Source organism: Aurantibacillus circumpalustris (assembly GCF_029625215.1).
Classification (GTDB): Bacteria; Bacteroidota; Bacteroidia; order B-17B0; family Aurantibacillaceae; genus Aurantibacillus; species Aurantibacillus circumpalustris.
Genome location: NZ_CP121197.1, coordinates 2,995,403 through 3,011,001, shown reverse-complemented (window position 1 = coordinate 3,011,001; position 15,599 = coordinate 2,995,403). Strand labels below are relative to the sequence as shown.

Here is a 15,599-nt window from a genome sequence, read left to right as displayed (position 1 = left end):
ATGAAAACTAAATTAATTTTGCTGATTCTGTTTTGGTGTTTTAATTCTTCTAACATAAAATCCCAAAACAAAACACCGTACGGTGATAATAAAGAAGTAGGAAAATATGTTGTACTGAATGGTGTCAAACATTATTATGAAGTGTATGGTAATGGAACACCATTATTGCTGATTCACGGAAATTCAACCCCCACCAGAGGTTGGGCGCCACAAATTGATTTTTTTTCAAAAAAATATAAAGTGTATTCCATTGATTGTCGGGGACGGGGCAAATCTGAACTTGGAAAAGATTCACTCACGTACATGCAACAAGCAAAAGATTTGGCTGAATTCATAAAAGCAATGAAAATGGATTCCGTTTACATTGTTGGAAAAAGTGACGGCGGAATTATTGGTATTTTATTGGGCATTTATTTTCCCGAACACATAAAAAAGATTGTTGCGTTTGGTGCTAATATGCAACCTGATTCAAATTCCTTGTATCCTTCAACAGTATTGGAAATACACCATGAGCGAGAAAAGGCAGACAAAATGCTGGCAGTAAAAGACACTGCAAAAAATTGGCTAATAGAACAGCAACGCAACCGAATGATGGAGTTCCAACCACACATTACTTCTGCAGACCTTCACAAAATAAAAATTCCGGTATTAGTGATGTCTACCGACCGTGACCTTATTAAAGAAGAACATACTTTTTTTATTTATAAAAATATTCCTTTTGCAAATCTGTGCATTCTTAGCGGAGAAAAACATGGTGTAGCAAAATTAAATCCAGATCTTTTTAATAAAACAGTAGATACATATTTGTCTCAACCTTTTAAAGCAAACGCTTTTAGATTTTCTGAATAATAAAATTGAACTCACGTTTTGTTCAAGTGTACTAACTACTATACTGCATAATTATGAAACACACTATTCTTTTTTTGGCAATTGGGTTGTTAGTATTACTCTCCTCATGCGAAAACAAAACCAAAACAGAATTAAAAGAAATATTACCACAGTATGAAGTGCTTGATAACCAAGACACAGTTAACTACTTAGATATAAATGGCCTAAGGCAAGGTCACTGGATTATTTACGAGATAGGACTTTCCAACATAAATGCATCCATAGCCTGCCCGATAGATTCTATTGTAAACGCAAAACCACTAACGTGTTCTTCGGGAAAATGTAAAATAGAAGAAGGTTTTTATAAAAATGATAAAAAAATTGGGCATTGGAAACACTTTAATAATAATAATGGAACAGTAAAAGATTCAACGGAATATAAAATCGAGGTCTAAACTACTCTAATTCATTTTTGCCGGCACGATGAGATTGAATTTTGGAATTTCAACATTAAACTCAGTACCATCTAATATTTTTAAAAGCGTGTAATACCCCTTCATGTGTCCCATTTCGCTGGTAAGATTGCAACCACTATTGTATTCAAATTTTTGACCCGGTTCTAAAACTGGAGTTTCCCCTACAACGCCTTCACCGTCAACCTCACGCGCGTCACCAATACTATCAAAAATATCCCAATGTCTTTTAAGTAATTGAACAGCATAATCACTTTTATTTTCGATACTGATAAAATAAACAAAGAAATAATGATTCTCCTTTGGCATACTGTGCTGAGGCCAGTATTTCACTTCCACCGAAATTTCAATATTATGCGTACTAATCTTAACCATTTACTAAGCACTAAATTAAAGTGTTTCAATCAAAAAAGCTAGTGAATAGTTTTTTTAACAAAAATCAAATTATTAGCGCTACACTTAACTAACAGTTAAATTTATGTTCAGCTTTTAAACAAAATATGGTTTATTAGTGATTCCTTTCTTACTTTTATCTATTTAAACAAGGATACTATTTATGAATCAATTACATAATTATGCCTGCGGTAAATGGGTGGCAGGAACAGATAAAGGACAAGATTTATTTAATGCCATAACGGGTGAAACCATTGCTACAACAAGCAGTAAAGGTATTGATTTTGGTCAGATGTGTGACTACGCAAGGAATGTGGGTGGTCCGAAACTAAGAAAAATGACCTTTCAAGAGCGTGGACTGATGTTGAAAGCTTTAGCCATGCATCTTTTAAATAAAAAAGAAGATTTTTATAAAGTAAGTTGGGCAACCGGAGCAACCCGAATTGATAGCTGGGTAGACATTGAAGGTGGTATTGGGAATTTATTTAGCTATGCCTCTTTGCGTCGCCAGTTTCCAAACGAAAGTTATTGTTATGACGGAGATGTAGCCAGACTTTCTAAGAACAACACTTTTATTGGTCACCATATTTGTGTACCAAAAGAAGGTGTTGCTATTCATATTAACGCCTTTAACTTCCCGGTTTGGGGGATGCTTGAAAAGGTGGCTGTAAACTGGTTAGCAGGAGTTCCTGCTATCGTAAAACCGGCAACCGTTACCTCCTTTTTAACCGAAGCTGTTGTAAAAGAAATTATTGCGAGTAAAATTTTACCAGAAGGTGCGCTTCAATTAATTTGTGGAAGCGCCAATGGTATTCTCGATCATGTGATGAATCAAGATGTTGTAACCTTTACTGGTTCTGCTTCTACAGGAAAAATGCTAAAAGCTCATCCACGCTTATTACAAGAATCTGTGCACTTTAATATGGAAGCAGATTCATTGAATTGCTGCGTTCTTGGAACAGATGTTACCACCGCAATGCCTGAGTTTGATATTTTTATTAAAGAAATTGCACGTGAAATAACTACAAAGGCAGGACAAAAATGTACGGCGGTTCGACGGATTATTGTGCCAGAAAACATGGTAGAAGATGTTCATATAGCATTGGGTAAACGACTGGCTCAGAGTATTATAGGAGATCCAAATGTAGAAGGTGTTAGAATGGGCTCTTTGGCTGGACAAGCACAACTCATTGAAGTAAAAGAAAAAGTTGAATTGCTTTCTAAAACTCAAAAAATAATCATTGGTGATTTTGAAAAATTTGAAGTGAAAGGCGCTGATAAACATAAAGGTGCGTTTATGCCTCCTATTATTTTCTTGAATGAAAAACCTTTTACGAATACAGATTGTCATAGTGTTGAAGCCTTTGGTCCTGTTAGTACCATTATGCCTTATAAAACAATCGATGAAGCTATTGAGTTAAGCAAAATGGGAAAAGGTAGTCTGGTAAGTAGTATCATTACTGCCGATGATCGTATTGCACGAATGTACACCATTGGTGCAGCCTGTATGCACGGACGAATTTTAGTTTTGAATAACGAATGTGCGAAAGAAAGCACAGGTCACGGTTCACCAATGCCATTATTGGTGCATGGTGGACCTGGTCGCGCTGGCGGAGGTGAAGAAATGGGCGGCAAACGTGGTGTGTTTCATTATTTGCAACGTACTGCTATTCAAGGTTCTCCAACAACCATAACCCATATTTTAAATCAATACCAACAAGGAGCAAAACAAATTGAAAAAGACATTCATCCTTTCCGTCAATACTTTGAGGATTTAGAAATTGGAGAAACCTTAATCACGGCAAAACATACCGTAACAGAGGCTGACGTGGTTAATTTTGCAAACGTAAGTGGAGATCATTTTTACGCCCATACAGATGTAACAAGTTTGGATGGAACTATTTTCACTGGTCGAGTTGCACATGGATACTACATTTTGAGCAAGGCAGCAGGATTATTTGTAAACGCAAAAAAGGGTCCAGTTTTATTAAATTACGGAATAGACGAGTGCCGTTTTACCAAACCTGTTTACATGGGAAGTACAATTGGTGTGCGTTTTACGTGTAAGGAAAAAATTGTTCAAGAGAAAAAAAATGAAGAGGATGTTGCCAAGGGAATTGTAAAATGGTTGGTAGATGTTTACGACGAAACCGGTGAAACCGTTGCTATTGCTACTATTCTAACTATGGTAAAAATGCGTAACCAAGATTAAAAACTTATTACAAATCAAAAAAATCACATTAAGACAATTTGTTATATTTGTTACACTAACTCAACACAAACATGAAAAAAATAATCAATACTCCAGATGCGCCATCCCCTATTGGACCTTATAATCAGGCAATAATTGTTGGAAACATTATGTTTATTAGCGGAACCATTGCTATGGATCTTCAAAGTAAACAATTGGTTAAAACAACCATTAAAGAAGAAACTAAAATGGTGATGGATTATATTGGCGCCATTCTAAAAGCTGGAGGTTGTACATTCGATAATGTGGTAAAAAGCACTATTTTTCTTAATGATATGAATAATTTTGTTCACGTAAATGAGGTTTACGCTTCTTATTTTAAGGGGGAATTTCCGGCACGTGCAACTATTCAGGCTGCACGCCTACCAAAAGATGCTAATGTAGAAATTAGCGTAGAAGCCATTCTTTTTTAAATAGTTAATCGGTTTTTTGTTAAAAAAGTGGTAAACATTTAACAATATTTGTAAAAATATTTGCTTTTTTGTTTTTTATCAATACCTTTACTTAACACACAAAAACAGACAACTATGAACATTTTTATTAGCAACATCAGTTTTAAAGTAAGAGAGCAATCTCTTAGCGAACTTTTCTCGCAGTACGGTGAAGTAACTAGCGTTAGAATCATTAAGGACAAGGAAACAAGACGTAGCAAAGGTTACGGGTTTGTTGAAATGTCAAATGATGCTGAAGCAAACGTCGCAATCAATGCATTAAATGGCACAGAACATTACGAACGTAATATTGTTGTAGCTGAAGCAAAAGGTAAAAAGGAGCCAGCTCCTGAATCACAACAGTAAAAAATAGACCCTTTAAAGAAAAAAGCCGAAAGAAAAAACTTTCGGCTTTTTTTATGAAGTTTATTTAATATTTAGTCAATATCTTTCGTCCAAAAAATCCATCTTCTTGCTATCTTTGCAGGATTTTTAAATTCACTGTACACTATGCCAAAAGATACCTCTATAAAATCCGTTTTAATCATAGGCTCAGGCCCTATTGTTATTGGACAAGCATGCGAATTTGACTACTCCGGTTCTCAATCGGCCAAAAGTCTTCGTGAAGAAGGAATTGAAGTAACCCTTATTAACTCCAATCCGGCTACAATTATGACGGATAAAGTTACTGCTGATAATATTTACCTACTACCCTTAGAAGTAAAATCAATTATTAAAATTCTTGAAGAACAAAAGATAGACGCTGTACTTCCAACCATGGGAGGACAAACTGCCTTAAACCTTGCACTTAAATGTGAGGATATGGGGATTTGGAAAAAATACAACGTAAAGATGATTGGTGTTGATATTGAAGCCATCAAAGTTACTGAAGACCGTGATCTTTTTAGAATACGCATGGAAGAGATAGGTGTCGCAATGGCCCCAAGCAAAATAGCAAAATCATTTCTTGAAGGAAAAAGTATCGCTCAGGAATTTGGATTCCCTCTGGTAATTCGTCCTTCGTTTACACTTGGTGGTAGTGGTGGATCGGTGGTATATGAAAAAGAAAATTTCGATGCCTTATTAAATCGCGGTCTACAAACATCTCCAATTCATGAAGTACTTATAGACAAAGCTGTATTAGGTTGGAAAGAATACGAATTAGAGCTATTGCGTGATAAAAATGATAATGTAGCCATTATTTGTTCCATTGAAAATTTTGACCCAATGGGTGTACACACAGGAGACAGTATTACAGTAGCTCCTGCAATGACTTTGAGCGATTCAACGTATCAAAAAATGCGTACCATGGCCATTAAGATGATGCGCAGTATTGGAAACTTTGCCGGTGGTTGTAATGTTCAGTTCGCGGTAAGTGATGATGCAAAAGAAGAAATTATTGCTATAGAAATTAATCCACGTGTATCGCGTTCTTCTGCCCTTGCAAGCAAAGCAACGGGGTATCCTATCGCACGTATAGCTAGCAAGCTGGCAATTGGTTATCATTTGGATGAACTCATTAATCAAATTACAAAATCTACTTCCGCTTATTTTGAACCAACGTTAGATTATGTGATCGTAAAAATTCCGCGTTGGAACTTCGATAAATTTAAAGGCTGTAACCGCGAACTTGGTTTCCAAATGAAATCGGTTGGTGAAGTAATGGCCATTGGAAGAAGTTTTCAGGAAGCCTTGCAAAAGGCCTGTCAGAGTTTAGAAATAAAACGTAATGGCTTAGGTGCCGACGGAAAAGAAATTACCGATCAGGCAGAACTATTGAGAGCGCTTGAGCGTCCGAGTTGGAACCGTTTGTTTATGATTTACGATGCCATGAAAATGGGAATTTCTATCAAAACCATTCAAAAGCTTACTCGCATTGATATGTGGTTTCTTCAGCAAATAGAAGAAATGATTGCTCTCGAAAACGAAATTGAAAAATTTGATTTAAAAAGTCTTTCAAAAGATCTCTTATACGAAGCAAAGCAAAAAGGGTATGCCGACCGTCAGATCGCTCACCTGGTGCGTTGCAAAGAAAGTGAAGTCTACGCTAAAAGAAATGATCTTGGTATAAAACGTGTTTACAAATTGGTAGATACCTGCGCGGCAGAGTTTGAAGCTAAAACGCCTTACTACTACTCTACTTTTGAAGATGAGAATGAAAGTGTATCAAGCAATAAGAAAAAAGTAGTGATTCTTGGTAGCGGACCTAACCGAATTGGTCAGGGTATAGAATTTGATTATAGTTGTGTGCATGGTGTTTTGGCTGCAAAAGAATGTGGTTACGAAACCATTATGATTAACTGTAATCCAGAAACCGTTAGTACTGATTTTAGTACTGCTGATAAATTATATTTTGAACCGGTGTTCTGGGAACACATTTACGATATCATTCTGCATGAAAAACCAGAAGGTGTAATTGTGCAACTGGGTGGACAAACCGCATTGAAGCTTGCAGAAAAGTTAGATAGATACGGCATCAAAATTATTGGCACCGACTTTAAATCACTTGACCTTGCGGAAGACCGTGGAAGTTTTTCTACGCTCTTAAAAAATAACAATATCCCCTACCCTGAGTTTGGAGTAATCGAAGATGCTGAAGAAGCGATCACACTTTCTAAAAGACTTGGTTTCCCTTTACTAGTTCGTCCGAGTTATGTATTAGGCGGACAAAGTATGAAGATTGTAATTAATGAGCAGGAGTTAGAGCAACACGTTGTAAAACTGTTGAACGATTTGCCTGATAATAAAGTATTGTTGGATCATTTTTTACAAGGAGCCATTGAAGCGGAAGCCGATGCTATTTGTGATGGTAAAGATGTTTACATCATTGGAATTATGGAGCACATTGAGCCAGCAGGTATTCACAGCGGTGATAGTTATGCTGTTCTTCCTCCATTTGATCTGAGTGCCGATGTAATTAAACAAATTGAACAACACACCCGCACCATTGCAGTAGCTTTAAATACCGTTGGTTTATTAAACATTCAGTTTGCTGTGAAAGATGGTAAAGTATATATCATCGAAGCAAATCCAAGAGCTTCGCGTACAGTGCCATTCATTGCCAAAGCTTATGATGAGCCTTATGTAAACTACGCTACTAAAGTAATGCTTGGTGCTAAAAAGGTAAAGGACTTTAAATTCGCTCCAAGAAAAATTGGTTACGCTATTAAGATTCCAGTATTTAGTTACGAAAAATTCCCTGAGATACAAAAAGAGCTTGGTCCTGAAATGAAGAGTACCGGTGAGGCAATCTACTTTATTGACAATTTACAGGATGAGTTTTTCCAAAACGTATACAGTGAAAGAAATTTATATTTAAGTAAATAAATTATTTATGAAAAAAATTAAGTACCCTGCCATAGCGATTGGTTTAATGTTTTTAGTTCATTGCAAAAGCACAAAAACTTCAAGTTCTGAAACAACAACACCAAGTCCTGTTGCAACTTTTACACCAAGTCCAAAACAGTTAGAAATCGTTGAAAAACGATGGGCAGGCACTCCTTTAGGAGATATTACTGAAGGACAAACAATTTTTACAACGAAATGTGTAAAATGTCACCAAGCATACGAAATAACGGGTTTTAGCGAGAAAAAATGGTTGCATGAAATTGATGACATGTCGCCAAAAGCGAAATTAACACCAGAAGAAAAACTGAAGTTGACCAAGCATATTTTATCTTACAGAGAAGCAAACACGGTTGCGAAGGCTAACTAAAACTACTCTATCTGTAGTTTTCCTTTATAGATTGTTTTTTCTTTCTCGCTTAAGGTAAAGTAATAAACACCAGAAGCTAAGCCTTTGGTTTTAATAGCGTTACTCCCTTGTTGCACAGCTTGTTTGTGAACTGATTGACCGAGCGATGACTCAATCGATAACATTGCTTTATCTAGTTTCATTTCAATCTTCAGTGCAAATTCACCGTTGTTAGGGTTGGGGAAAATCGAAATAGCTTTATTAAAATAATTTTGCGCATTCAATCCAACACATTCTTCAACCAATTGAGTATAAGAAGCGGTTATAAGACAGCCTAAAGGACTTATGGCGGTGAATGAATAAGTAGATGTAACGGTTGGTGAAACATTAATACTTAAGGCTGTGCTTCCCGTACTCCAAACGCCATTATTAGTTCCGGTCACAGATAATACTAACAATTCCCCAGCACAAATGATACTTTCTGGACTTACAATATGCATAGTGTTTTGCTCCAGTTGAATGTTAATTGTTTTTGTTATTGGTGCACATAAATCACTATTATTTAGGGTTAAGGTATAAATACCATTTACAGTAGTAGTGAGTGCTGGATTTACTGAAGTAAAACCAGATGGTCCTTTCCATTGGTAGGAAGCAAAGTTAGCTGGTGCTTTTAATTTTGCAATCGTATCACAACTCTTAAAATTTACAACTGAATCTGCTGCAATAAAATCTGTATTATTAATATTTACTTTTAAAGCGCCACATTGAGAATCGAAATATAGAAGTCCAAAATGACCACCTGCACTGCAGTCGGTTACAATTACGTTCAAATTAATTGTTTGACCGACATAGGGACTCAAATCGAAAGAGATAAGTTTCCAGCGATTGTAAATACTATTAGCAGAACTTGTTGACGTATAAGGCGCTCCACTTAGGCTGATTAAATAGGGAATAAACACTGTAGCTGTGCATTGAGAACTTGGGGCAGAAACAGAAAAACTGGAACAAGGAATAATACTATTTGTTGTGATGTTTGTAAGATTCATCTGAAGCCCGCCTGCATCACAACACCCATGACCAGGCGAAAAAACAGAAATAAAAGCCATCTGAAAAAAAGAATTTGCAGCAGTTACCAAAAAAGTCTTACTTAATTTTTCAATACTATAATCGCCGGTAATAGGGTCGTTAATCCGTAAAACCTTGTTTCCATAAAGTCCACCAGCAATGTGCGAGTTTGTTGCCGCCGCACCAGAAACAGTGCCAGTACCAAAAACTGAAAAAATGGGATAGTGTGTGCCAATGTTATTATCGATGTAGCCGCTTGGTGCACTGCAATCAATAATCTCAGAATTACCAGGCGGCGCAGGACAGCATCCCAAGAGATTGCAAGAATTAGCTCCAGTTAAACCACCAGGAAAATATTGAACAATTGTGTTAGTTGAACTAGAGGAGAGACTACCATTGTAACCACTATTAATGATCCAACCTGCAATTTGGGTTGAATTTGTAACCACTCCAGGACTTGAAGCCTCAAAATCTTCGTTGTTGCACCCGGCAAAAACGGTTTGTTTACTCTGCGGTTGCGGGTAATACGTTTGCTTTTGAACTAAATTGTACTTAGAATTTATGTACTCTCTTTTTGATACAAACAGTTTATATTTTAACTCTTGACCTAAAAAGTCCTGAGAAATAAGTCTGGTTCTTACAGAATTTTCATCAAAACCTTTGAGAGAATCTTCCGAAAAAAATTGAGCAAAGGCAGCACTAAAAGAAACAGTAAACGAAATTAAAACTAAAATAATTTTTGAATTCATGAGCTTTAGGTTTTAGGCAAGTCAAATATAATCAAAATCAAATTAGACGGTGTTTGCTTACTTAATTTTTTTATAGCCATCCTGCAAATAAGTGTTTTTTAAATTTACTCGCACAGGAGTAGTTGCAGGTTCTGGTAAAGTTAAGTATTGAACTCTATTTGTAGGGTTTATTCTAAAAATCTTATCGCCTTGTTGCACCTCAACTGACATGGTAAAACAATCATTAACTCTATCGAATTTAAAAATCAGTCTTGTTTTCTCTTGATCATAATTAAAGTTCCACTTTAAATAAGGAGAGTTTCTTTGATACAAATACTGATCAAAAAAACAGGACAAATCTTTTCCAGTCATTTCATTTACAAGTTCAATAAACTCACTTGTAGTTGTATTCTTGTAACATTTATTTTTAAAGAATGTTTTAAGAATGGCGAAAAAGAGTGTATCGTTGTTGACGTGATTTCTTAATGAGTGTAGCATAATAGCACCTTTGTTGTAAGGATCACCATCTTTATAATCTGAATAATAAACGTCCCGTGGTCCTACTACACTTTTTTTATTTTTAATGCCTATAGCTGTCCAATTCATATAATTCAAATAGCTTTGATATCCTTGAGTTCGCTCAACATACAAAGCCTCTGCGTAAGTCGCCATACCTTCATGAATCCAGAGATCTGAAAAATCATTTACAGATACAGCATTTCCCCACCATTCATGTGCGCTTTCGTGCAAAATGATGTAATCGAAACCAAAACCTCTTTCATTTCTATATCCATTGCCATAAGCAATGGCCGTTTGATGCTCCATACCAGCAAAAGGACTTTCCACTAATTTAAAACCATTCTTAACCCAGGGATATGTTCCAAACAGATCTTCATACACCTTTAAAATTTTAGCGGTTTGTAAAAAATGTGTTTTTGCCTTTTCAAAATTTTCAGGTAAAACGTAGTAGTTTAAATTCATTGTCTCACCATTTTCACACTCATATGGCTCTTCCATCTTTTTGTAATCTCCCACATAAAATGTTATGTTGTATGGATTTATGGAATAAGAAGTTTGCCAATGAAATGTTTTTTGATTTTTGTTTTCAGAGATAGAAATTAAATTTCCATTCGAAACCGCCGTCAACTCTTCTGGTACCGTAAGGTGTATTGAAATACTATCGGGCTCATCGCCTAAATAGGTTTTAACTGGGAGCCATGTCTGCGCCCCTAACCCTTCACAGGCGACCGAAACAAAAGGTTTTTTATTTTTGTCTTTTTTCCAAACAAACCCTCCTTCCCAGGGTGGTCGTTTTGCTACAATAGGTTTACCATGATAATACACGGCAACTTCCTGTTTTTTATTTTTTGAAATAAGCTCTATTTCAATTGCCGTGTAGCTGCGTTTATAAATTAAACGTTTAGAATTTTGAGTGATAGAGTCAATTACAAATTGCGCAGCTAAATCTAATTGTATTTTTTTTGATTCTTTTAAAAGCTCAAAACGTGTGGTCACAAAACCTGCTATATTTTTTTTATTTGTATTTATTGTAAGATGGATGTCATAATATTTTACATCGAAACAATTTCTGTTAGCGTTGTTATATCCGAGTAAAGAATCCTTGTAAGTGAACCTTGGTAGTTTTGAAGGATTTCTAGGCGTTTTATTTTTATAATTTAAGCCAATACTCATACACGACGACAGAAGTATGAGGACTAGAACATTACAGAAAAAAAGCAGATTAATTTTCATACCTCACCAAAAATATCAAATAATCTGGGTTCTTGTTAAAGGAAAATTATAGATTACCTAACCAGGGTTACAAAGCCTTGTAGTTCATGTACTTTTGAAAGATTATCGGTTAGAACAACCCTCCATGAGTAAACATCATTAATGTCTGTGGTTGTGATATCTTTTGCATATGGGTTAACTTCTAGTCCCCCATCCCATCCCAAATTTACATTGTTGCTTGAAAATATTTTATGTCCCCAGCGGTTATACACTTCAAATTTATAATTTTCGTACAACCACCCTGTTCCTTTTGGTAATAACACATCGTTCAGCCCATCATTGTTGGGAGTGAAAGCGTGCGGCATGTAAAAATTAAACCCTTCAAATACGCACACACTTCGAATTGTAGAATCTTTACACCCGTTTTCATTTTCTGTAAGTAATTTAATATCGTAGCAACCAGTGTCTCTAAAAGTATAATAGACATTTTTACTGGTTCCGAGTTTATTGTTATTCAAATACCATTTAAAATCAGAAGCATTGACCGAGGTGTTTTTAATTTCCACATTCTCTGCATCGTTTAAAGTGATAATTGTAGGATTTGTAATAAAACCTGCAGATGGCTTTACTAAAACATTTACGGCATTTGTATAAGTGTAAGAAGCCTTGCAATAATTGGAATCGGTTACCGTTAGACGTAAATTAAATTTCCCGGATTTTTCATAACAATAAAAAGTTGAATCGCCTTTCTGCTCAAATGGCCTTTCTCCAAAACTCCAGATAGCATTTTTCGAATTCGGCGTAACGTTTATAAAATTTGTACAAAAGGGTGCGCACCCCGCTTCATTCTCTTGTTTGTAAACTGGCTTTATAAAAGGATGTAACTTTATTGTAATTTCCTTAACACCTTTAGGAGAGCCACAGGCGTCATTCACGGTTAATGTGTAAGTTGGAATCACAATGCTTTCTACATAAATACTTGAACCCTTGCTCCCGCTTGGTAGCCATTCATAGCTATAGTTTCCGTCACCACCGGTTATAGTAGGTGTAATTTGTGCCGTTGTGCCAGGACAAATGCCCGCATTGGAACTATTTATATTAATTGAAATTTGAGGATTGACTTTTACGGTCACCGAATAAGAAGGTAAGGTGCAGCCCTTTGAATCGTAAACATTAAGGCTATAGATTGTAGTTACAGTGGGTTCAACATTTACGGTAGCTCCAGTTAATGAACCTGGATTCCAAATATAAGAGAGAGCTCCGGTTCCACCGAAAGCGCTTGCAGAAAGCTTTGCGTACTTGCCAATACAAATAGTTGGAGGTGTAACAGCAGAATAGGAAAATACAGCAAGTGTTGGAAAATTGATAGTATCGAAAGCTGGGCAACCAATATTATCAACAGCTTTTACCAAATAGAATCCTGCACATAAATTTGAAATAACACTATTTGTTGTAACCGGAAAACCTGTTAAACTATATGTAATTGGGAGAACAGCATTTTGAACATTTAAAAGCACGCTTCCATTACAGGCTTTATAACATTGAACTGGTGTAATGGTTAGAATATTTAGACTAACGGTACTTAAATTACCGATATAAGTATTCGTTGAATCTACACAAGCATGTGAGTCCATAATTATTGTTTTATAAGCCCCCGAACTTAATCCTGTTACAACATTGCCGTTCGTATTTACCGGTAAGGTGGTATAAGTATAAGGTGGGAAACCACCAGATACGGTTAAAGTAAACGCTCCATCTACAGCGCTACAATTTTCTTTTTTGACCACTGAAACGACATTAACAGAGGGTGCAGGTGGAACTGTAATCACACTGGTAGTAATGCAATTACTGGCATCAGAAAGATAAATGGTATAATTACCACTTGCTATATTGGATAAAGTTGCATTACCAGAAGCACCTGGATTCCATGAATAACTGTTTATTGCAACAGGTCCGTTAACAGAAACATGAATACTACCATTCGATTGATTGGGACATAGCGGTGATGTAACAGTGGAAGAGATAATTTGCTGCGCAGCCTGGTCTATTAAAATTGCATTGGTTTTTATACATCCTTTCGCATCTTTCGTAATAATAGATTGAAGACCGGCTGAAAGATTAGTTGCTATATTTCCCGGCGAAACCGAAATTGGATTACCGTTTACAGTGTAAGTAAATGGCGCAATACCACCACTAGTAGTAATGGTAGGTGAAATAGTTGAACTAAAACAGGGAATGAATGTACTTGAAAGTGTACTAACAATTATTGAAGGTTGCGTTACACTCACAACCTTAGTCACAGAACAATTTGAGCTATTAGTAGCCGTAACAGAATAGCTACCCGCAGGAATACCGGAAATGGAAGAATTTGTAGAATTATTCGACCACAACCATGTTACTGGTGGATCTGCTCCAATAAAAACAGCAGAAATGGCGCCAGTATTATCTCCGTGACAATTAAGAGAAGTGGTAGCAATATTAATATCTGAAGGACTGATATTAATATCCCATGACGCTTGAGTAATTACTGAACAGTTATTTGCACTAACAATTGTGAAATTAAACGTTGAACCTGGAGTAACAGAATTGCTTGTTATAAACGTATAAGTATTAGTTGCAGAAGTACCGCTGAAATCTGATGGTGAAGATGTAACAGTAAAAGGTGGCGTTGCTGGACTTTGTATGGTAACAGTTAGTTGACCTTTGGAATTTGTACAATTGTATCTTGGTATAAGATTATACTGAAGCACACACTGGCTCTTATTTCTTTGCAAAAAGCAAAAAAACATCACTAAAAAAACAAAACTATATTTAATTTTTTTCAAGCCTTAGAGTTACTGTAAAATTACAACTGCAAAGGTAAAGAACTTAGGCGTATTAATAATTGGCAGTGTTCACCTAATAAGTGGATTTAAGCTAATAAAACTAAATGAAATTTGACTATTTACCAGCCATAGGTTAAGCCAAAGATATGGGCACTGCCCGGGAAGGCCATTTTTGAAAAGGAATAAGAAAGAGCAAACCTTTTTACTTTAAACCCGAAACCAAAACTTAAGGCATTAAAACCTCTTCGTTCGGGAAGAGTCATTTCTTTTTGTCTTCTGTAGTTATAAGCAACTCTTAAATTAAAGTTTTTCGACAAAACAATCTCCGTTCCAATAACAATATGTCTCATAAAATTATCGCCGAATTTACCTGCTTTTACTTTAAATCTCTGAAAACTTGATGAATCTTGAGATGTTTGACTAAAATTTAATTGGCTTGATTTACCTGTGGTATCAATAGGACTCACATAATTCAAATTCCATTTTAATAATTGATCATACACTAAAAACAGGCGAAAAGGTGCTTTAACTAATTTTTTGCTAATTCCTAATTGAACGGTTTGAGGTAACTTTTCCTTCTCCCTACCTGTGGTATAATCTTTCCAAATAAAACCTACATTTTTAACCAATAAACTAATAGTGAGTGCTTTTTTATTGTGAAAAGTCACACCAAAATCAATTGCATTTCCAAAAGATTTGTACACATCATACTGAGAAATAATGGTTTTTAACGCGATACCAACATTAAACATTGAATCTGCCAATGGTTTAGCGTAATTAAGATTTAAGCAATTATCATTCGCTTTAAATGTGTTTGTTTTTTGTCCTAATTCGTCATAACCATCAAAATTCCCATAATTATATGTTTGAACGCTAATTGCTGCTGTGCCGTTTTGTTTGAGATTATGAGCGTACGCCAAATAAAAAAAATTCATATCACCAACATAATTGCAGTAATTGAAGCCTACCTGTTTCGTCATTCCATTATTTAGAAGCGAAGGGTTACTGTGAAGCAGGTTGACATCGTCGCCCCAAATACTCATATTACTTCCACCAAGCGCTGCTGCCCTTGCTGTCATAGGAATATCAAGAAATCGGTAAGTTTTTGTTCCGCCAATTTGCGAAAAGCTTTTAAGGGCAACAAAAACAGATATAAGAAGTGCTATCTTTTTCAACTGGA

Annotated in this window: 12 protein-coding genes; 7 read left to right on the top strand and 5 right to left on the bottom strand. The window is 35.8% G+C overall.

Annotated features, from left to right (window positions below):
• Complete coding sequence (locus P2086_RS12495; RefSeq protein WP_317897077.1) at positions 1–849, top strand: alpha/beta fold hydrolase; 849 nt, start codon at positions 1–3, stop codon at positions 847–849.
• Between the two features lie 53 nt (positions 850–902).
• On the top strand, positions 903–1,283 hold the full coding sequence (locus P2086_RS12490) for a hypothetical protein (protein WP_317897076.1): 381 nt from the start codon (positions 903–905) through the stop codon (positions 1,281–1,283).
• A 6-nt stretch (positions 1,284–1,289) separates the two neighbouring features.
• Here P2086_RS12490 and apaG read toward each other — a convergent pair whose 3' ends face one another.
• Complete coding sequence (gene apaG, locus P2086_RS12485) at positions 1,290–1,676, bottom strand: Co2+/Mg2+ efflux facilitator ApaG/CorD (RefSeq protein WP_317897075.1); 387 nt, start codon at positions 1,674–1,676, stop codon at positions 1,290–1,292.
• A 181-nt stretch (positions 1,677–1,857) separates the two neighbouring features.
• Here apaG and paaZ point away from each other — a divergent pair, with 181 nt between their 5' ends.
• The 5 genes from paaZ to P2086_RS12460 all read left to right on the top strand — a co-directional run bounded on the left by paaZ (position 1,858) and on the right by P2086_RS12460 (position 8,091).
• Positions 1,858–3,906, top strand: coding sequence for a phenylacetic acid degradation bifunctional protein PaaZ (paaZ, locus tag P2086_RS12480; protein WP_317897074.1), 2,049 nt, complete (start codon positions 1,858–1,860; stop codon positions 3,904–3,906).
• 71 nt (positions 3,907–3,977) lie between these two features.
• Complete coding sequence (locus P2086_RS12475) at positions 3,978–4,358, top strand: Rid family detoxifying hydrolase (protein ID WP_317897073.1); 381 nt, start codon at positions 3,978–3,980, stop codon at positions 4,356–4,358.
• Between the two features lie 114 nt (positions 4,359–4,472).
• Entirely contained in the window at positions 4,473–4,742 is a 270-nt protein-coding gene (rbp, locus tag P2086_RS12470) for an RNA-binding regulator (protein WP_317897072.1), read from the top strand.
• Between the two features lie 144 nt (positions 4,743–4,886).
• Complete coding sequence (gene carB, locus P2086_RS12465) at positions 4,887–7,703, top strand: carbamoyl-phosphate synthase large subunit (RefSeq protein ID WP_317897071.1); 2,817 nt, start codon at positions 4,887–4,889, stop codon at positions 7,701–7,703.
• Between the two features lie 7 nt (positions 7,704–7,710).
• Positions 7,711–8,091: a hypothetical protein gene (locus P2086_RS12460; RefSeq protein WP_317897070.1), complete on the top strand. Its 381-nt coding sequence runs from the start codon at positions 7,711–7,713 to the stop codon at positions 8,089–8,091.
• Between the two features lie 2 nt (positions 8,092–8,093).
• Here P2086_RS12460 and P2086_RS12455 read toward each other — a convergent pair whose 3' ends face one another.
• The 4 genes from P2086_RS12455 to porQ all read right to left on the bottom strand — a co-directional run bounded on the left by P2086_RS12455 (position 8,094) and on the right by porQ (position 15,594).
• On the bottom strand, positions 8,094–9,884 hold the full coding sequence (locus P2086_RS12455) for a T9SS type A sorting domain-containing protein (RefSeq protein ID WP_317897069.1): 1,791 nt from the start codon (positions 9,882–9,884) through the stop codon (positions 8,094–8,096).
• A gap of 57 nt (positions 9,885–9,941) precedes the next feature.
• The gene (locus P2086_RS12450; RefSeq protein ID WP_317897068.1) at positions 9,942–11,555 is read right to left on the bottom strand and encodes a M1 family metallopeptidase; all 1,614 of its coding nucleotides are present in this window, start codon (positions 11,553–11,555) and stop codon (positions 9,942–9,944) included.
• A gap of 113 nt (positions 11,556–11,668) precedes the next feature.
• A complete protein-coding gene (locus P2086_RS12445) occupies positions 11,669–14,344 on the bottom strand; it encodes a T9SS type B sorting domain-containing protein (RefSeq protein WP_317897067.1) in 2,676 nt (891 codons plus the stop codon).
• Between the two features lie 194 nt (positions 14,345–14,538).
• The gene (gene porQ / locus P2086_RS12440) at positions 14,539–15,594 is read right to left on the bottom strand and encodes a type IX secretion system protein PorQ (protein ID WP_317897066.1); all 1,056 of its coding nucleotides are present in this window, start codon (positions 15,592–15,594) and stop codon (positions 14,539–14,541) included.
• Between the last annotated feature and the right edge of the window lie 5 nt (positions 15,595–15,599).